This is a genomic window from Pseudoclavibacter helvolus (assembly GCF_014191305.1).
Taxonomy (GTDB): Bacteria; Actinomycetota; Actinomycetes; order Actinomycetales; family Microbacteriaceae; genus Pseudoclavibacter; species Pseudoclavibacter helvolus.
In genome coordinates this window covers 315116-332636 of the sequence record NZ_JACHWJ010000001.1, presented here as the reverse complement: position 1 = coordinate 332636, position 17521 = coordinate 315116, and the positions used below count along the sequence as shown (strand labels likewise).

At 66.1% G+C, this 17521-nt stretch carries 15 protein-coding genes and 1 pseudogene; 8 read left to right on the top strand and 8 right to left on the bottom strand.

Annotated elements, in window-relative coordinates; translation table 11 throughout:
- Positions 1 to 81 precede the first annotated feature (81 nt).
- Positions 82 to 585, top strand: coding sequence for a VanZ family protein (locus FHX72_RS01455; RefSeq protein WP_068477457.1), 504 nt, complete (start codon positions 82 to 84; stop codon positions 583 to 585).
- Here FHX72_RS01455 and FHX72_RS01450 read toward each other — a convergent pair.
- Together FHX72_RS01450 and FHX72_RS01445 are read right to left on the bottom strand one after the other, a co-directional pair.
- Positions 582 to 1700 carry a sensor histidine kinase gene (locus tag FHX72_RS01450; RefSeq protein ID WP_338109995.1) on the bottom strand — a complete coding sequence of 373 codons (1119 nt, stop codon included), beginning with the start codon at positions 1698 to 1700 and terminating at the stop codon, positions 582 to 584. The two genes, FHX72_RS01455 and FHX72_RS01450, sit on opposite strands and share 4 nt — an antisense overlap.
- Positions 1697 to 2392, bottom strand: a complete 696-nt coding sequence (locus FHX72_RS01445) for a response regulator transcription factor (RefSeq protein ID WP_183622588.1) — start codon at positions 2390 to 2392, stop codon at positions 1697 to 1699. The genes FHX72_RS01450 and FHX72_RS01445 overlap by 4 nt, the downstream gene beginning before the upstream one ends.
- A gap of 86 nt (positions 2393 to 2478) precedes the next feature.
- Here FHX72_RS01445 and FHX72_RS01440 point away from each other — a divergent pair, with 86 nt between their 5' ends.
- The gene (locus FHX72_RS01440; protein ID WP_183622586.1) at positions 2479 to 3216 is read left to right on the top strand and encodes a M15 family metallopeptidase; all 738 of its coding nucleotides are present in this window, start codon (positions 2479 to 2481) and stop codon (positions 3214 to 3216) included.
- Positions 3217 to 3245: 29 nt separating this feature from the next.
- Here FHX72_RS01440 and FHX72_RS01435 read toward each other — a convergent pair whose 3' ends face one another.
- From FHX72_RS01435 to FHX72_RS01425, 3 genes are all read right to left on the bottom strand, one after another.
- Positions 3246 to 4124 carry an LURP-one-related family protein gene (locus FHX72_RS01435; protein ID WP_183622584.1) on the bottom strand — a complete coding sequence of 293 codons (879 nt, stop codon included), beginning with the start codon at positions 4122 to 4124 and terminating at the stop codon, positions 3246 to 3248.
- A 65-nt stretch (positions 4125 to 4189) separates the two neighbouring features.
- The gene (gene arfB, locus FHX72_RS01430; protein WP_183622582.1) at positions 4190 to 4612 is read right to left on the bottom strand and encodes an alternative ribosome rescue aminoacyl-tRNA hydrolase ArfB; all 423 of its coding nucleotides are present in this window, start codon (positions 4610 to 4612) and stop codon (positions 4190 to 4192) included.
- Positions 4613 to 4760: 148 nt separating this feature from the next.
- A complete protein-coding gene (locus tag FHX72_RS01425; protein ID WP_183622580.1) occupies positions 4761 to 6056 on the bottom strand; it encodes a vWA domain-containing protein in 1296 nt (431 codons plus the stop codon).
- Between the two features lie 220 nt (positions 6057 to 6276).
- Here FHX72_RS01425 and FHX72_RS19310 point away from each other — a divergent pair.
- Positions 6277 to 6483, top strand: a pseudogene (locus FHX72_RS19310) (cyclase family protein); the annotation flags it as partial.
- Positions 6484 to 6610: 127 nt separating this feature from the next.
- Complete coding sequence (locus tag FHX72_RS19305; RefSeq protein WP_338109994.1) at positions 6611 to 6943, top strand: cyclase family protein; 333 nt, start codon at positions 6611 to 6613, stop codon at positions 6941 to 6943.
- A gap of 133 nt (positions 6944 to 7076) precedes the next feature.
- Here the strand turns inward: FHX72_RS19305 and FHX72_RS01415 are convergent, their stop codons facing one another.
- The 3 genes from FHX72_RS01415 to FHX72_RS01405 all read right to left on the bottom strand — a co-directional run bounded on the left by FHX72_RS01415 (position 7077) and on the right by FHX72_RS01405 (position 9566).
- Positions 7077 to 7628 carry a cysteine hydrolase family protein gene (locus tag FHX72_RS01415; protein WP_183622578.1) on the bottom strand — a complete coding sequence of 184 codons (552 nt, stop codon included), beginning with the start codon at positions 7626 to 7628 and terminating at the stop codon, positions 7077 to 7079.
- 8 nt (positions 7629 to 7636) lie between these two features.
- Positions 7637 to 8524 (bottom strand): zinc-dependent alcohol dehydrogenase, encoded by an 888-nt coding sequence (locus FHX72_RS18675; protein ID WP_377605018.1) that lies wholly within the window; start codon positions 8522 to 8524, stop codon positions 7637 to 7639.
- A gap of 208 nt (positions 8525 to 8732) precedes the next feature.
- Entirely contained in the window at positions 8733 to 9566 is an 834-nt protein-coding gene (locus FHX72_RS01405; RefSeq protein WP_183622576.1) for an SDR family oxidoreductase, read from the bottom strand.
- A 68-nt stretch (positions 9567 to 9634) separates the two neighbouring features.
- On the opposite strand from FHX72_RS01405, the gene FHX72_RS01400 reads away from it, so the two are divergent.
- The 4 genes from FHX72_RS01400 (at position 9635) to FHX72_RS01385 (ending at position 17193) form a co-directional block, all read left to right on the top strand.
- The gene (locus FHX72_RS01400) at positions 9635 to 10222 is read left to right on the top strand and encodes a TetR/AcrR family transcriptional regulator (RefSeq protein WP_068477477.1); all 588 of its coding nucleotides are present in this window, start codon (positions 9635 to 9637) and stop codon (positions 10220 to 10222) included.
- A gap of 116 nt (positions 10223 to 10338) precedes the next feature.
- On the top strand, positions 10339 to 12240 hold the full coding sequence (locus FHX72_RS01395; protein ID WP_183622574.1) for an ABC transporter ATP-binding protein: 1902 nt from the start codon (positions 10339 to 10341) through the stop codon (positions 12238 to 12240).
- Between the two features lie 63 nt (positions 12241 to 12303).
- On the top strand, positions 12304 to 12855 hold the full coding sequence (locus tag FHX72_RS01390) for a HEAT repeat domain-containing protein (RefSeq protein WP_183622572.1): 552 nt from the start codon (positions 12304 to 12306) through the stop codon (positions 12853 to 12855).
- A gap of 375 nt (positions 12856 to 13230) precedes the next feature.
- Positions 13231 to 17193: a helix-turn-helix domain-containing protein gene (locus FHX72_RS01385; RefSeq protein WP_183622570.1), complete on the top strand. Its 3963-nt coding sequence runs from the start codon at positions 13231 to 13233 to the stop codon at positions 17191 to 17193.
- Positions 17194 to 17521 lie beyond the last annotated feature (328 nt).

Below are 17521 nucleotides of genomic sequence, written 5' to 3'. Positions count from 1 at the left end.
AGAAGCGCGAGCCGACGCGTATCGTCCGCGTATCGAAACCCGCATACGCCCTCGCAACACGCCCCTCGAGAGGCTGTAGCCATGAGCTACAGCCGAGCAGACCAGACCCTGGAACTCCCGACCACGCGGGCGTTCGCCAGCACCCAGCCGCGACAGCGCACGCGGCGTCCGTCGCGCGCGCCACGACTGTTGGTTGCTGGCCTCTTCCTCGCCTACCTCGTGCTGCTCACCTGGCTGATCGTGTGGAAGCTCGAGGTGCCGTTTGTGGGCTGGGGCGAGACAAGGCACCTCAAGCTCATGCCGTTCGTCGCGAGCGAGGGGTACGCGGCCAGCCGACCCCTCGAGGTGCTCGCCAACGTGGCCGTGTTCGTGCCGTTTGGCCTCTGCACGGGTTTCCTGTGGCGCGTAGCGCCCGGCCCGAAGACCTTCTTCGCCGCGGGCTTCGCGAGCCTCGCCATGGAGACGACGCAGTTCGCCCTCGCCGTCGGCAGCTTCGATACAACTGACATCATCGCGAATACCGTCGGCGCGCTGATGGGTGCGGCGATCATCGCGCCGAGCGTGCGACGCGCGGCGTTCAGCTAGGCGCGGTCACGGGCGCCCGCCCCGCCTGCCGCACCATCCGGCGCGGGAGGCAGCCGCACGATCACGCGCAGGCCTCCCCCATCGCGCGCTTCGAGCTGCAAGGCACCGCCGTGCGCCTTGACGACGCTCTTCACGATCGCCAGCCCGAGCCCCACGCCGGCGTGGTCGCTTCTAGTGCGCTGCTCGCCGCGCTGGAACGGCTCCGTGAGGGTGGCGAGCAGCTCTTCACTGATCGGGCTGCCCGTGTTCTCGACGACGAGGACCGCCGCGTCCGCGGCCGCGCTCGTCGTGAGGCGAACCGAGCCGCCCAGCGAGACGTTGTGCACGATCGCGTTGTGCAGCAGGTTCGTCGTGAGCAGGCTCAGCAGCGCGGGCGAGCCGATCGTGGATGCCGCCTCCCCCGCCGTCTCGATGGCCACGCCCCGCTTCTCGGCGAGCGGCAGCAGCGTCTCGGCGGCTTCCTCGGCAACGAGCGACAGGTCGACCCGCTCGGTCGCGAACGTGCCGTGCTCGGTGCGACTCAGCACCAGCAGCGCCTCCGTGAGCTCGATCGCCCGCGAGTTCACCGAGTGGAGCCGGTCGAGCACGGCAGCGTGGTCGTGCTCTGGGTCCTTGCGCGCAACGTCCAGCAGCGTCTGCGAGATCGCGAGCGGGGTGCGGAGCTCGTGGGATGCGTTTGCCGCGAAGCGCTGCTGCTGCGCGACGTGCGCCTCCAGCTGGGCGAGCATCGCGTCGAAGCTGTCGGCCAGCTCGGTGAACTCGTCACTCTTGCCAGGGAGGCGGATGCGGTGCGACAGCGACCCGGCCGCGGCAGCCCGCGTGGCGACCGTGATGCGGGTGAGCGGGGCGAGCATCCGACCGGCCAGGAACCAGCCGCCCACCAGTGCGATGACCAGGAGGAAGAGGAGGGCCCACGCCGCAGCCGGCACAAACGCGCGCACGAGGTCGGTGCGGCCGGGGAAGAACGTCCACTCGCTGGCCATCGCCTCGGCGGGTACGTAGCGGAGCAGGAAGGCGTAGACGACGGCGAGCAGCAGCGCGCCCGCGATCATGAGGAAGGCCGCGTAGCTGAGGGCGAGCTTCAGCCGAACGCTGAGGCCTCGCTGCCGTGTCACCTGGGTTCGTTCTCGTCGAGCACGGAGCCAGCTTCGGCGTCGATGCGGTACCCGACGCCTGGCAGGGTGACGATGAGCCACGGCTCGCCGAGGCGCTTGCGCAACGCGGAGACCGTGATGCGGACGGCGTTCGTGAACGGGTCGGCGTTCTCGTCCCAGGCCTTCTCAAGCAGCTCCTCGGCGCTGATCACTCCGCCGCCTGCGCTCATGAGCACCTCAAGCACGGCGAACTGCTTGCGGGTGAGCGCAACGTAGCGGCCGTCCCGGTACACCTCGCGGCGGAACGGGTCGAGCTTCAAGCCGGCGATCTCGTGGATGGGTGGGCGGCTGTGCGCGCGGCGGCGGTTCAGAGCGCGGAGACGCAGCACGAGCTCCTGCAGCTCGAAGGGCTTCGTGAGGTAGTCGTCGGCCCCGAGCTCGAACCCGGACGCCTTGTCGTCGAGCCGGTCGGCGGCAGTGAGCATGAGGATGAGGACCCCGCTGTTCGAGGCCACGATGCGCTTGGCGACCTCGTCACCCGAAGGGCCGGGGATGTCACGGTCGAGCACCGCCACGTCGTAGTCGTTGACGCTCAGCAGCTCGAGGGCGGTGTGCCCGTCGCCGGCGATGTCGGCCGCGATCGCCTCGAGCCGCAGCCCGTCGCGGATCGCCTCCGCCATGTAGGGCTCGTCTTCAACCAGCAGCACACGCATGAGCCGATGATACGAGTCGCGGCATATCGCCGGCGTATGCGAATGCCGGAACGTCCGGGCAACGTCGCATTGCCTGAACTTGTCTCATGACGCTCACCAGCTCGCCCCGCCACCAGCGCACTCTTCCGAACCTGCCGAAGCGGCCGAACCTGCCGAAGCGAAAGCGAACCGCGCGGCTCCTCGTGGGCGGCGCTGCCCTCGTCGCCCTAGCAGGTCTCGGCGTCGCGCTCCTTTCGGCGCAGCACGGGCAGAGCACGGCGTCGCAGAGTGAGCCGCCAGTTCGGGATGCGGTGCTTGCGGCGCCCAGTGCCGCAGAGGCGTCCGGCGACGCAGCGACCGGCAGCGCCCCAAACGTGGGCAACGTTGGTGCCGAGAACCCCGATGGCCGCCTGCAGTTCGGCACGACGGCGTTCGATGCCGAGTACGCCGGCATCAGCAACCTGTCCCCCGGGTTGCTCGCTGCGCTTCAGGCGGCGACCCGAGACGCCGAGTCTGAGGGCGTCTACGTCATGGTCAACAGCGGGTGGCGCTCTCCCGAGCTTCAAGCCCAGCTGCTGCGGGATGCGCGTGCCGAGTACGGCCCGGAAGAGGAAGCCGCGCGGTGGGTCGCCTCGCCCGAGACCTCGCTCCACGTGTCTGGCGATGCTGTGGACGTGGAGGGAGGCGGAGCCGCCGACTGGCTCGCCACCAACGGAGCCAGGCACGGCCTCTGCCAGACCTACCTCAACGAGCCGTGGCACTTCGAGTTCCAGGCGTCAGCATCCACGACTGGATGCGCTGAGCCATATCCGGACCCAACCTACGACCCGAGGCTGCGCGGCTGACTCGCCAGCGCTCTGGCCGGGCGGACCCGCTAGCGTCGGCGTTGCCGAGGAGCATCACCTTGGGGTTTCAGGACCACATCCAAAGTCACTGCTGCAGAGACAACCAACGATAAAAGCGGATCTTCAAGACCTCGGTGTATTTCGAGCACGTAATGATCAGCCTTTGTGAACGCCTCTCGAGCGAGCCCTGCACGCGTTTTCGTGACTCGAGCGATCTCCGTGCCATTGGCGTCTTGGATATTGAAGTTCCAAGCGCGCCAGTCCTCTGCGTTGATAGTGCCAACGACTTCACCATCCGCCTCCATGCGGAAGCGATCATTGAACCTACCTCCGAGCGCGGAGGCGAGCAGTCCGAGGTTGTCCTGAACGATGTGCCCGACATGCGTTCCATCGCCGCGCATGACCGACACTCTCGACTTCACGATTGTGGTTGGTTTAGTAAGAGTCAGCAGCGTATTGCCGCCAGCGTCTGAAATCTGAAACCGCTTGGTGCTGTTGCTCGATGCAACAAGTCCTGCCATGGCAGAGCCAAGCTGACGCACCTGACCCATTGGGCGTCCCAGTTGGTCGAAGATCGCATACTCGACACGCTTCTCGATCAGCTTCGCCTTTTGATGCACGACCAAGACTCTCTCTGAGAAAAGAGTTCCTCCACCATCGTCGTTCGGGCTGCCAAGGCCCAATTTCTGGATCTGGCGCTGGGCGCGTTTGTTGGTTGGGACCTCTGGCGCCTTCGATCCTCGACGCTCAGCGGTCGCAAATGGCGCCGGCGGGGGAACTGTCGGTGAGTCCAGCATTTGGGTGCCGTTGGCTCCCACGTGCTCGGTCCATCGGAACCCATCCCAAAAGCGGTGTTCAAATCGGCCGAACGGATCAGGGAACCATCCCGCTGGTGGGTGCGCTGTCATCGAGAGAGGCTACCAATTTGCGGCGAGGACCGGCACGTCGAGACAAGCCCAAGGCAGCAAACCTGTCAGTCCGCAGACGGCCGCCGCCGCTGGGCCTTCGTCGCCGACCGCTGCCCCTTCGATTCGAGCCGTCGCCGCTGGGAGCCCTTCGTGGGCTTCGTCGGGCGGCGCTTCGGGCCGGGTGGCGCGAGGCCTTCGCGGACCAGGCCAGCGAGCTTCTCGAGCGCGGCCTCCCTGTTGCGCAGCTGCGATCGGCGTTCCGAGGAGGTCACCGTGAGCACCCCGTCGACGAGGCGCTTCTCGAGACGCTCCAGGAGCACCCGCCGCCGGTCGTCGGTGAGCACCTGCGATTCGCCGATGTTCCAGGAGAGTTCGACTCGACTATCGGTGGTGTTGACGTGCTGCCCGCCGGGGCCGGAGGATCGCGAGAATCGCCAGCCGAGCTCCGCGGCCGGAATCGTGAGCGAGCGCGACACCTCCAAATCCATGTGCCAAGCCTTGCACGCCCCGCAGCATGCGGAGGTGGCGCGGCGCGCGGACGGCACACAAAACAACCACCGCCACCTCCCTGACTTCAGGAGGTGGCGGTGGTCGTCAGCGGATTCCCCTAGCGGGAGCCGCGGTGTCGCTCAGCCGTTAGGCCTTGCGGCGGCGGAGCAGGAGCGTCGTGCCGAGGCCAGCGAGGATGAGCGCGATGGCTCCGCCCGCGAGGAGGCCGACGTTCTCAGCGCCGGTCGTGGCGAGACCGCCGCCCGGAGCTGCCGATGCGGTGGGCGTAGCAACCGGCGTCGTGCTCGCCGGAGCCGTCGTGGTCGGCGTGACCGTCACGGTCACAGGGGGCGTCGCCGTCGCGGTTGCCGTCGGCGTGCTGGTCGCCGTCGCCGTCGCCGTTGGCGTCGGGGTGGATGTTTCAGTTGGCGTCGGCGTGGTCGTTTCCGTAGCGGTCGGCGTCGTGGTCGGGGCAGCCGTGACCACAACGGTGGTCGTGGCCGTCGCGGTCTGGCCGTCGACGGTCGTGAGCGTGACGGTCACCGCGTACGTGCCGGGCGCACCCCAAGTTGCCGTTGCCTCATCGTCAGCGCCTGGCGCGACGTCGGGGTCACCCTCGACGAGCGTCCAGGACCACGTTGCGACATCGAGCGGCGCGCAGTCGGCTCCGCTGATGGTCGGCAGCGCGATTGCCTCGCCAACAACACCCGAGTACGACTCCTCCGTGAACTTCACCCACGGACGCGAGACAACTTCGCCGGTGAGGCGCTCGAGGATCTCGTCGATGGTCTCCGCGGAGCCGTCGAGCGTCGTGACGAAGCCGCCCGTTGCTGCTGCGAGTGCCGTGTACTGGCCCTCACCGTCAGCGAACGAGCTCGTGAGCAGTGGGAAGACCTGCGTGTTGCTGGCGTTGAGGTCAGCAGTGACGCTGGCTGCGGTGAGCGTCGGGTCTGCGACGTCCGGGTCGTGGAACGTCTCATCCGTGATGAGGATGATCGCGTGCGGTGCGCTCGGGGTCCACGAGAGGTTGTCGAGCGTGTGGTTGAGCGCGTACAGCACTGCCTCGGGGCTGTCACCGCCGCCGTATGCGGAGAGCGTCTCGGTCGCCGCCGCGAATGCTGCCGCGTCGGTCGTGAAGTCGGTTGCGGTCTGGGCGACGATCGTGTCGCCAGCATCCTTGTATTCGACGAGCGCCACACGCCCGCCGGCGGCGCTGATCGTGTTGGCGGCCGACACCGCGGTGTCCTGGGCAGCGGAGATCGCACCGCTCATGGACCCGGTCGTGTCGATGAGGATGGCCACGTCTTGCGGTACGGCCTCGCAGGTCGGGGCCGGCTCGGCGGGAGCTGGGGCCGCGAATGCGGGGCTCGCGACGGCGAAGAGCCCCGCGATTGCGATGCCGCTGATGACGGCGGTGAGTGAACGTCGGACGCGCTTTGGCATGCAGTCAGCCTTTCAACGGACGTGCGGTGGGCACGTGACCTGGGAGAGCGGAGGCGCCGAAGGAGTGAATGCTTCAGCGGATTCAGGCCCACAATAATCGAAGCTGAGCGTTTGCAGTGAGAAATTTACATTAACCACCGGACTAATGGATGCACTTAATCCTTGGTGTCACTCCCGTCACATTCGTCACAGGGCCCAGAATGCTCCATAGGCTTACGTCATGACGGCCCTGATCACCGATCTGACGCATCCACTTGTCTCCGGCATGCAGATCTACCCGGGTGACCCCGAGGTGCGGGTCGCCTCCGCCGCGTCCCTTGACGACGACGGCGTCGTCGTCCACCGACTGCATCTGGGCACGCACTCCGGCACGCACCTGGATGCGCCCTCGCACTCGATCGCCGGTGGCGACACCGTCGAGCGCATCGCACTCGGGCGACTCTTCGCTCCACTGCATCTCGTCGACGTGACCGCGCTCGCGCAGCCGCAGCCGCAGGATCGAGCTCGGCGAGGTAGCTGCTCAGCTGGATGCGATCGAGGCCGGCGCGATCGTCGTGTTCAGGACCGATTGGTCGGAACGGTTCGGGCAGCCCGACTACCTCGACCATCCGTTCTTGGATCCGGCGATCGCGAAGCGCCTGCTCGAGGTCGGGGTGAGCGTCATCGGGGTCGACACGCTCAGCCCCGACCAGACCGACGCGAGCGCTGCATCCGCCGGATTGCCGTTCCACGAGGCGTTCCTCGGCGAGGGCGGTGTCATCATCGAGAATCTCGTCGGGCTCGCCGCAGTCGACACCACTCGACGGCCGTGGCCGTCAGCACTCCCCCTGCCCTTCGCGGGCCTCGACGGCTCACCCGTCCGCGCGGTCGCGGTGCACCTCTCGTGACCGTCGAGCCGGTCTCGCACATGCTCTCCGAGATGGTGGCAGACAAGAACGCCTCCCTCGGCGAGCACCGTTCGTGTGGTGCGAGGCGAGGCCGGCGGAGGACTGCGGCGAGGCCGGTGTCTGCGTCCGAGGACTACATTGCTCGAAGCGCGTCGAGAACCTCCGCAGACGAGGCGACCTCCGCCAGAGCCGGGAAGACGTTCGCGAGCGAGTGCTCGTGGGCGGCGGGCCGCGGATCCGAGATCGCGTCAGCGGCGATAACGACGTTGTACCCGAGGTCGTAGGCGGCCCGAGCCGTCGACTCGATGCCGAACGTCGTCGCGAGACCGGCGAGCACGAGCTGCGTGACTCCCCGAGCCCGCAGCTGCGCGTCGAGGTTTGTGCCGGCGAAGGTGCTGAGCGCGGCCCGCGAGACCTGGATCTCACCTGGCCCGACCGCGAGCCCCTCGTCGAGCTCGAGCAGCTCGTCTGGCCAGACCCGTCCGCTACCCCCAGCCGCGCCCCGGCCCGGCGGGGTGCCCGTCGAGATCGCGAATACGACAGTGCCGCCTGCCTCTCGGAACCCCGCGAGCAGGGCTGCGACGCGCTCGCGCAGGAGGGCAAGCGGCACCACGACGGCGTTGCCAACCGTGAGCGCCTGCAGGTCAACGACAACAAGTGCCGTCTTGGGATCGAGAGTGAGCATCCGCTGCCCTACTGGAAGACCACGACGACTTTGTCGGTCGCGCCGGGTGTGGCCGCCAACTTGAGGGCACGATCGACCTCGGCGAACGGAACGACGTCGCTGATGATGTGCTGGTACTGCTCCCACTGCTCGATGATCGAGTCGGTGACCTCGAAGATCTCCGTCGGGTAGCCCATGGAGAGGCGGATGTCGACCTCGGTGGTGAGGATCTCCTGCAGGTCGATCTCGACGGGCGTCTTGTGGACGGCGACGATGGTCAGCACGGCGCGGTTCTTGGCCGCCTCGAGCGCCGTCTTGATCACGACGGGCACACCGGCCGCGTCGAAGTAGACGTCTGTGGCGGGCTTCGACCCGCGACCCATGAAGCCTGGTACCTCACCGTGCAGCTCCTTGAGGCGTTCGATGACGTTCTCCTCGGCCGAGTTGATGACTGCATCCGCGCCCACGAGCAGGGCCTTCTCGAGGCGGTTCGGCACCACGTCGACCACCACGACGTGCTCGACTCCCTTCGACTTGAAGCCGATCGCCGCTCCGAGGCCGACCGGCCCCGCCCCGAAGACGACAACCTTCGAGCCCGCACCCGCGCCCGACCGGTTCACCCCGTGGTAGGCGACCGCCATGGGCTCGTTGAGCGCCGCGACCGCCCAGGGAATGTGCGCCGGGATGACCCGGAAGTGCACGCCCGGCTGCGCGTCGAAGAGCACAACCTCCTCGGCAAGCGCGCCCTGGGCGCCGCCGTTGCCAATTATGCCGTCGCGGTTGGCCATGGGGTTGATGACAACGTGGTCACCGACGGCGACACCCTCGACGTTCGCGCCAACCTGCACCACCACGCCGGCAGGTTCATGCCCGAGGGGCGTCCGGCCGATGCGGGGAGGGATGCCGCCGTTGTGCACGTAGAAGACGTCCGACCCGCAGATGCCGCACGCCTTAATGCGGACGACAACATCCGCATCCCCCCGCCTCCGGTCGGTCGACCTGCAGGAGCTCGGCCTTGTCGGTACCTGTGACGATGAATGAGTCCACTGTGCTGCTCTCTATCTCTTGAATCTCTGGGGTTGCGTGGCGGGCGTGCTGTTGTCTTGGCGGGTGGATGCGCGTGCTTCAGCGCCCGGGAAGCGGCACTCGGCCCGAGGCGACGGCGGCGACGTTGCCGCCGTCGACGAGGAGGTCGATGCCGGTGATGTAGGTCGCCTGGGGTCCGACGAGGAACGTGACGGCGTCGGCGATGTCGCTCGGCGTGCCGATGCGGCCGGAGCCGGAATGCTCCACCATCGCGCGCATGAAGGCGCCGGAGGGGCTGTCGAGTTCGAGGCGGCCCATCGCCGTCGAGATGACTCCGGGGCTGACGCTGTTGATGCGGGCACCGCGCGCGCCCCACGTGCCGCTCGCGTGCTGCACCTGGATGCGGTTGGCCTGCTTCGAGAGGCCGTAGGCGACGCCGGCGTTGCCAAGCACGTCGGGAGCGAAGAAGGGCAGCTCGAGCAGGCCTTCCGGGGTCGAGATGCGGATGGCCTGCGCCTGCTCAGGTGAGAACGGTGGGGTGAGGTAGCTCGAGGAGCTCGAGATGAGGACGCCCGCGCCACCAGGTGCGACGACGTTCCCGAACGCTTCGAGCACAAGGGCCGCGGCCAGGAGGTCGATGCGCAGGACGGCTTCGAGCGGCGCCTGGGTTGGCGAGACACCGGCCGTGTGGACAACCTGCGTGACCGGCCCGAGCTCGGCAGCAGCAGCGGCGAGCGCCTCGACAGACTCGCGCGAGGAGACGTCCACCTTTGCCGTGCGCACGTCGAAACCGTCGGTCTCCATGGATGCGGAGAGCCGGTCGAGCAGGTCCGTGTTGAAGTCCGCGAGCAGGGTCGTGCGACCAACCGCGAGGCGCCGCGCGATAGTCTCGCCCATTCCTCCGGCGCCGATGATGACCAGGACATCCGACATGGTGCCTCCTTTGGCAACGAATGATTTACGAGACATTGTGCACCGTAAATCGCGGATAGCCTGGGAGCATGACATCTGCCACCGCACAGCGAGGACGCCCGAGGAGTGAGACGTCTCGCCAGGCGATCCTCGCGGCGACCCGAGACCTGTTGCTCGAGGGTGACTACGACTCCCTGACGACGGCCGAGATCGCGAAGCAGGCCGGGGTTGGCCGGCAGACCGTGTACCGCTGGTGGAACTCGAAGGCTGCAGTCGTCGCGGACTGCGTCATCGAGGGCCTGGTCATGCTCCCGCTGGAGACGCCCGCCGCGACGGGGGAACCTGCCGCCGACCTTCGTGTCTGGCTCGAGCTGTCGCACGAGCGCCTCGCATCGCCGTCGACGGCACCGCTCGTGCGCGCCCTGACTGCCGCTGCGACAACCGATGCGCAGGCGACTGAGAAGATGGCCGAGCTGTTCGCACCCGTGCGCGAGGCCCTGCGTTCTTCGCTGGCTATTGGCATCGAGTCAGGACAGCTCCGTCCGGGCACGAACCCTGACGCTGTCGTCGACCTCCTCGTGGGAAGCCTCATCTACGCGGTCGTGAGCCGCGATGCATCCGCTCGCGACCGGGCGCAGGCCGCTCTGGATGTGGTCCTCGCCGGGATCCGAAAGTAGGGGGCGGCCGCCCCACTCGAGGAGGAGCACCTCAGGTTCTGCGCCCCTGGCGGACAACGCCGAACTTGGGCGGCTCGAAGCCTAGGCTGAGCCGTCTGCTTACGGAAGGAACCGCTATGAGCATGGAAGGCGTGGCCTGGAGTTCGCTCTACAAGATCTCGAACGCCAAGAACAGCAAGAACGGCATCTCCCGTGAGTCGGTGCGGCGGATCTTGACGTTCGCGGTGCCCTACCGGTCGAAGCTGGTGATCTTCATCGCACTCTCGATCGTGGGCGCTGTTCTCGCGGTCGCGACGCCGGTGCTCGCCGGCCGGGTGATTGACGTCATCGTCGCGAAGGGCGCGGTCTCCACGATCGTGTGGCTCGCCGTCGTCATCGCTCTCGTCGCCATCGCCGACGCCGCCGTGTCGCTCGTGACGCGCTGGTACTCGGCGCGGATCGGCGAAGGCGTGATCCTGGACCTCCGCACCGCCGTCTTCAACCACGTGCAGAAGATGCCGATCGCGTTCTTCACCCGCACACGGACGGGCGCCCTCGTGAGCCGCCTCAACAACGATGTGATCGGCGCTCAGCAGGCCTTCAGCGGCACACTGTCTGGCGTGGTCACGAACCTCGTGGCGCTCATCCTGACCCTGATCGTCATGCTCAGCACGTCCTGGCTCGTCACCGTGCTGGCCGTGATCATGCTCCCCATCTTCCTCATCCCCGCACGCCGGATGGGCAGCCGCCTGGCCGCGCTGCGTCGCGAGGCCGCCGACCACAACTCGGCGATGAGCACGCAGATGACCGAGCGCTTCTCGGCGCCCGGTGCGACCCTCGTCAAGCTGTTCGGTCGGCCGGATGAGGAGGCCGAGGAGTTCCGCGTCCGCGCGGCCCGCGTTCGCGACATCGGAGTCCGCACCGCGATGCTGCAGTTCGTCTTCTTCACTGCACTGATGCTCGTCTCCGCGCTTGCCCTCGCCCTGGTCTACGGGCTTGGCGGCGTCCTCGCGCTCGGCGGCCAGCTGGAAACCGGTGACGTGGTCACCCTGGCGCTGCTCCTCACCCGCCTCTACGCGCCGCTGACGAGCCTCGCGAACGCGCGCGTCGAGATCATGAGCGCCGTGGTCAGCTTCGAGCGCGTCTTCGAGGTGCTTGATCTTGAACCGCTCATCCAGGAGAAGCCCGACGCCATCACCGTTCCCGAAGGCCCAGTTTCCGTCGAGTTCGACGATGTCCACTTCGGCTACCCGTCCGCCGACAAGGTGTCGCTCGCCTCGCTCGAGGAGGTCTCGACGCTGGATACTCGCGGCGGCGAGGAGGTGCTGCACGGTGTGTCCTTCCGGATCGAGCCGGGGCAGACCGTTGCCCTCGTCGGCACCTCCGGCGCCGGCAAGTCGACGATCGCGCAGCTCCTCTCGCGCCTCTACGACGTCGACAGCGGTGCCGTGCGTCTTGCGGGCGCGGACGTCCGCGACGTCACCTTCGCCTCCATGCGGCACACCCTGGGCATGGTGACGCAGGACGGCCACTTGTTCCACGAGACCATCCTCTCCAACCTGCGCCTCGCCCGGCCCGAAGCGACCGACGACGAGGTGTGGGATGCGGTGCGCCGGGCGCGGCTCGAGCCGCTCATCCGCTCGCTGCCCGACCAGCTGGACACCATGGTTGGCGAGCGTGGCTACCGCCTGTCTGGCGGTGAGCGCCAGCGGATGACCATCGCGAGGCTCCTGCTCGCCCAGCCGCGGGTTGTCATCCTCGACGAGGCGACGGCCGCGCTCGACTCGACGTCGGAGGCCGCCGTGCAGGCGGCCCTCAGCGAGGCACTCCAGGGGCGGACGGCGATGGTGATCGCCCACCGGCTGTCCACCATTCGGAGTGCCGATCAGATCCTTGTGATCGAGGATGGCTCGATCGTGGAGCGCGGCACACACGAGGAACTGCTCGCCGCAGCCGGGCGGTACGAGGAACTGCACCGGACGCAGTTCGCCGTGCAGAAGAATGTGGCGGCGGATGAGGATGCGGCGGGAGTATCCTGAGTTCGACGCGCGAAGGCGCCTCTTAGGCAACTGACCGGAGCGCGGTCCGCGTAGGGTGATCGGATGCCTGACATTTCCTCTTCAGACCCTGCGCCCGTTCCTGTAGACCTGCCGCTCGAGCAGCGGCTGGCGGCTGCCGTCGAGCGGTACGGCCAGCCCGAGTTTGTTGAGCGAGCACTCAACCTCATCAAGGGGCATGACGAGGGCGACGACCTTCTTCTCTTTGTCGGCGGCGATCACGCGCAAGGAATCCTCGACGGTGCGCCTGTCCTCTACTGGCCGGAGCTCTGGGGCACGCGAGCACTGCTGTACGTCTGGGATGAGTCGGCCGCGCCTGCGGTGATCGGCACGCTCGGCAACCCGGCTTGGCGCGTCCGTGAAATGGGAGCAAGGGTTGTCGCGGCGCGCGCGCTCCCAGCAGCATCCGAACTCGCCGGACTGCTCGGCGACAGCGTGACTCGAGTGCGATCGGCAGCCGCGAGGTCGTTGGGAGCCGTAGGCGCGGTCGAAGACGTGGAACTCCTGCGCCCGCTGCTGAAGGATCCCGAAATCGAGGTGCGGCGAAGCGCGCAACAGGGCATCGACGCGGTGCGCGCGAGGTTCCCGAAGAACTGAGGCGCGTCCCGCTTGAGCGCGATCCACCGACTCTGTGGGAGGTCGAATCGGCAACGAGGCTCAGAGAATTCGATCCGGGCGCGCATGCTGATGAGGTCCCGACACCGACCGCGTCTACGAATCCGGCGTCGTCATCTCCGGGTCGAGAGCAAGATCCGCCTCTTCCCCCATAAACGTGTCTGTGCACAGCAGATCGCGCATCCGATGCGCGCTCTGGACAGCCTCGTTCAGAGCAATGATTTCTCAGACGCGCAGCGTGGCATCGGGTCTCGAGGGCGTCACCCGATGACAGATCTGGCCGAACGTCGGATTCGACTTATCGAACTGGCCAAACCATCTCGGTACACAAAGTCCACAATGCGATAGACTCGTGGTATGAAAAGTGGAGATGAGCTCAAGTCACTCTTAAACGTTCGCGAAACAGCGAATCTTCTTGGGGTGCACGAGAACACAGTCAGGAACTGGGTCACGGCGGGCACCCTCATTTCGGCGCGTGTGCCTGGCTCGAAGCAGCATCGCTTCGCTCGAGAAGAGGTACTGCGTCTTCAGAAAGAGCGTGGTTCAAGCGCTTCGTCAGTTGCGCCCGCACTCCGCACGGACGGACCGGAGCTTATTACCGCGAACGAACTGAACGTCTGGGCTGCTCGCGATGATGCGAAGGCCGCCTTTCCCGAACTGATGCGCCGCCTTCTCGCGGTGACTACCGGCATCAGCAATCTGCAAGTCCGTGCTCACGAAGGTGTGGCGGCGCCTGGTTGGGACGGCACCGCCACGTCTGCAGGTAGCGCGCACCTCCCGGCCGGCGAGCTGCGCCTCGAGTTCGGCACGGACGCAAATCCGAAAGGAAAGGCTCAGAGCGACTACGACAAGCGGGTGCTCGCGCTCCCCGCTGACGCGAGTTCAGTCTTTGTCTTCGCCACGCCGAGAAACTGGGCTGGCGGTAGTGCGTGGGCTTCCGATCGCGCCGCCGAGAAGAAGTTCTCTGACGTGAAGGCTATCGATGCGCACGCTCTGGAGAGTTGGCTCCAAGAATCTCCGTCCGTACATCGTTGGATTTCGGAGCGATTAGGCTACCGACCGCGAGACGCACAGACCATCGAACGGTGGTGGCAGGCTTTTCAGGGTCGCACGACGGTGGCGCTCCCGGCTGACTTCTTCGCGGCTGGACGCACCGCTGAGGCCGACGAGTTGCGTGCAACCCTTACTGCTGCAGGATCCGGCGATGGGATCTTGGCCGTTCAAGCGCCGTGGCGCGATGAGGCCCTTGCCTTCACGTTCGCCGCCTTGGCTGCGCAGAGCGACCTTCAGTACCGGGCCATTGTTGTCACCGACAGCGCCGCCTGGCAGCGGCTGACCGAATCGCGGTCTCCTCTGATACTCATTCCGTTGTTTTCCGATGTGCCCGACCTCGCGGCCGCCGTCGACAACGGACATCGGGTGATCTTGATCGCCGAGTCTGGTGACATCATTCGAAACGCCAAGAAGATTGAGCTCCGCAAGGTAGACCGCGCAACCGCTCGCGAGGCGCTTAAGGCCGTCGTGTCCGACTCGAACAAGGCCGAGGCGATGGTGGCCCTTGCGCGTCGCAGTGTGCCCGCGCTCGTTCGTTCGATCGCGCGCGAACCACGCTTCCGAGCCCCAGAGTGGGTCACCAATACCGATCAAGCCGCAATCCTCGCACCGCTCGTTCTGGTTGGTTCGTGGACGAACGCTGAAGGCGACATCACAGTAATCGAAAGGCTGACCGGACGATCACGCGACGATATCGATCGCCTTTTGAAAAGTCTCGCGGGCCGTGCGGATGCACCGTTCGTTCGTTCGGGCGGCACCTGGCGCGTCACCTCGCCGGCAGAGGCTGCTCTTCTTCTCCTACCGACGCTCACTGATGGTGAACTATCGAAGTGGGCCGAGGTTGTCGCAGATGTTCTGTTGACACCGGACCCCAACCAGGGCATGGATGCCGTCGCTCGTCTGACCGCGAGCGCCCAAGGCACCAACCCGACCCATTCAGAGACGCTCAGAAAAGGCGCGGCGGACGGACTAGCGCTCGCCGCCGCGAGTGACGTCGAGCTTCCCGCTGACCTAGCCATGCAGGGGCGGGTCAGCCGGCTCGTTCACGATCTACTTCAAGCTGCGAACGCCGACGACACAGGAACGACCTGGGCTCGACTGGCCAGCGTCCTGCCCAGCTTGGCGGAAGCCGCCCCGGAGATATTTCAGGATGCGGTTGAACTCGACTTGGACCGCACCGGCCCGATTCTTCGCACGATGTTCCAAGACAGCGGCACAGACACTCTTTTCGGACCATCGTCGCCACACCCCAACTTGCTGTGGGCACTCGAGACGCTGTGCTGGTCGCCGACCTATTTCGGTCGGGCGGCAGCGCTTCTTGGAAGGCTGTCCGCGCTGGATCCCGGTGGTCGGCTAAGCAATCGTCCGCTCGAGAGCCTGCAGAATGTCGCCGCGGGCTGGTTGCCTCAGAGTGGCGCGAGCGTCGACGACAAGCTCGCCGTTATCGCGCGTATCCTGCAGCGCGAACTCGATGTCGGCTGGAAGCTTGCCCTCGGCGTCTGGCCTGAGAGTCACGCAGTTGCTTTCCAGCCGCACGCTCCAACGTATCGCGACTGGTCGCCCATCCGGCAATCGGTCACCTATGCGGACTGGGGGCATTTCGTTCATGAGCTCGTCAGCCTCGTCACCGCCTCTGCTGGGACCGACGCAGCACGCTGGAAGGAGCTTGTTCCGCGGATCAATGAACTGCCACCCCAGGAACGAGTCACAGTCCTAGCCAAGCTCCGCGAGGTCATCGGCGCTCAAGACTGGTCGCCCGAAGACGTGTATGCGGTTTGGGAAACGCTGAGCAGCGAGGCAGATCGGCACGAGGAGTACTCCGACGCCGAGTGGGCTATGCCCGCTGAGGACGTGGTCACGTTCCGCGAACTTGCCGACGCCCTTGCGCCCACCCAGGACGGGCGACGGTTCTCCAGTCTCTTCGACTGGCGGGCTCACGTACCCAATCTCAAGCTGGGCGACGACGGATACGACATCGAACTCGCGCGACTTCAACGCGAGGCGCTCGACCACGTACTTGTGCTCGGCTCAGACGCACTGCGCTCGCTCACCATCGATGTCAAGACACCCCATGTCGTGGGACGGCTGCTCGCAGGCACGGCCAATGCACCAGATCAAGAGATTCTCGGGTGGCTGAGTTCATCGGAGCCCAACTTGAATCAAGCAGCGTTGAACTACGTGGGTGTGAAAATCCACGAAGGCGGGATGGAGTGGCTGAAGGAAGCCTTAGCAAGCCCGGCGCTTCAGGAGGCCGAAGCTCGAGAGATTCTGATGGCGGCAGTGCCCCTCTCCCGCCAGTACTGGACTGAAGTGTCCTCGCTGGGCGAAGGACTCGAAGAGGCCTATTGGAAGCGAGCTCAGCCCTTCGCTGCGGCCTCTGCTGATCGGGTGGAGGGTGTTCGGCGCTTCGTTCACCATGGTCGCCCTTGGGAGGCGATGGCACTTCTGAGCATCATGCTGCACGAGCATCAGGAACCGGAGATCAGTCTCGTCAAGGAGGTGTTCGACGCAATACGTCGAGGAACGGAGCCTCCCCAGAACACCACGATGAGCGGCTACGACGTCGGTAAACTCATGGAATACATGGAACAACGGGTGCCCGACGACGACGAGCTCCCAGGCTACGAGTTCATGTTCTTTGAGCTTGTCCACGACCATGAGCCTTCGGGCGCCCTCTACCGGGCGCTGAGTAAGGATCCCACTGACTTCGTCAATATGGTGAGCGCCATCTTCCGCGCGGAAGGGGAGCCCAAGCGAACACCCACCCCACAGGAGCAGGCCTTCGCGCACCTATCCTTCTCAGTGCTCCGCAACTGGCGCACGCTCCCCGGACTCGCGGACGACGGCAATATCGACGCCGACCACCTCACGGAATGGGTACGCGCCGCCCGCCTTGCCCTCGCGGATAGTGGGCGAGCATCGATCGGCGACGAGCAGATCGGGCAGGTACTTGCCTCGAGCCCCGTTGGGTCAGACGGGGTTTGGCCGGCCGAAGCCGTTCGGGAAGTCATCGAAAACGTTGGCAATGCACGGATCGACACGGGCTTGCACATCGGCAGGACCAATCAACGTGGTGTGACTTCGCGTGGCCTGTTCGATGGCGGCGATCAGGAGCGTGTGCTCGAACAGCAGTACCGGGAAATGGCTAGCAAGATCGCCACACGGTGGCCACGCACGGCTCGCATCCTGCGGGGCATCGCAGACAACTATCAGCATGAAGCCCGCCGTAACGACGCAGAAGCGGAACGAATGGGCGACGACGGATGATGTTCTTCCCCTCAACCACGATGCATCGCCGGGCGGCATCGGCGATCAACTTCCGTAGCAGCCGATCCGCGCCGAGAGGAGCTCGCTTGCTGGCTGGCTCCGCCGATCGATCGTGTCCCACAACCACTTCGACATCGTCAAGCATCTCGATGAACAGCCCCCGCTTCTCGGCCGTTTCAATGCGAGCGCCAGTGCCGGATGATTGCGGCATCTCGCAACGATCCTCCCCTCGGAGTTCTTCACTCGAGAGACATGATGATCCGGACCAAACGAGTCCGTGCACAGACCCGCTGAACGAAACTGGACAAGCGGAGCAGCGTGTCCAGCC

Coding starts and splice junctions, on each gene's coding strand:
- FHX72_RS01440 (WP_183622586.1), top strand. CDS start 2,479: ATGACGCTCACCAGCTCGCCCCGCCACCAGCGCACTCTTCCGAACCTG.
- FHX72_RS01390 (WP_183622572.1), top strand. CDS start 12,304: ATGCCTGACATTTCCTCTTCAGACCCTGCGCCCGTTCCTGTAGACCTG.
- FHX72_RS01405 (WP_183622576.1), bottom strand. CDS start 9,566: ATGTCGGATGTCCTGGTCATCATCGGCGCCGGAGGAATGGGCGAGACT.
- FHX72_RS01445 (WP_183622588.1), bottom strand. CDS start 2,392: ATGCGTGTGCTGCTGGTTGAAGACGAGCCCTACATGGCGGAGGCGATC.
- FHX72_RS01455 (WP_068477457.1), top strand. CDS start 82: ATGAGCTACAGCCGAGCAGACCAGACCCTGGAACTCCCGACCACGCGG.
- arfB (WP_183622582.1), bottom strand. CDS start 4,612: ATGGATTTGGAGGTGTCGCGCTCGCTCACGATTCCGGCCGCGGAGCTC.
- FHX72_RS01395 (WP_183622574.1), top strand. CDS start 10,339: ATGAGCATGGAAGGCGTGGCCTGGAGTTCGCTCTACAAGATCTCGAAC.
- FHX72_RS01425 (WP_183622580.1), bottom strand. CDS start 6,056: ATGCCAAAGCGCGTCCGACGTTCACTCACCGCCGTCATCAGCGGCATC.
- FHX72_RS01385 (WP_183622570.1), top strand. CDS start 13,231: ATGAAAAGTGGAGATGAGCTCAAGTCACTCTTAAACGTTCGCGAAACA.
- FHX72_RS01400 (WP_068477477.1), top strand. CDS start 9,635: ATGACATCTGCCACCGCACAGCGAGGACGCCCGAGGAGTGAGACGTCT.
- FHX72_RS01435 (WP_183622584.1), bottom strand. CDS start 4,124: ATGACAGCGCACCCACCAGCGGGATGGTTCCCTGATCCGTTCGGCCGA.
- FHX72_RS01415 (WP_183622578.1), bottom strand. CDS start 7,628: ATGCTCACTCTCGATCCCAAGACGGCACTTGTTGTCGTTGACCTGCAG.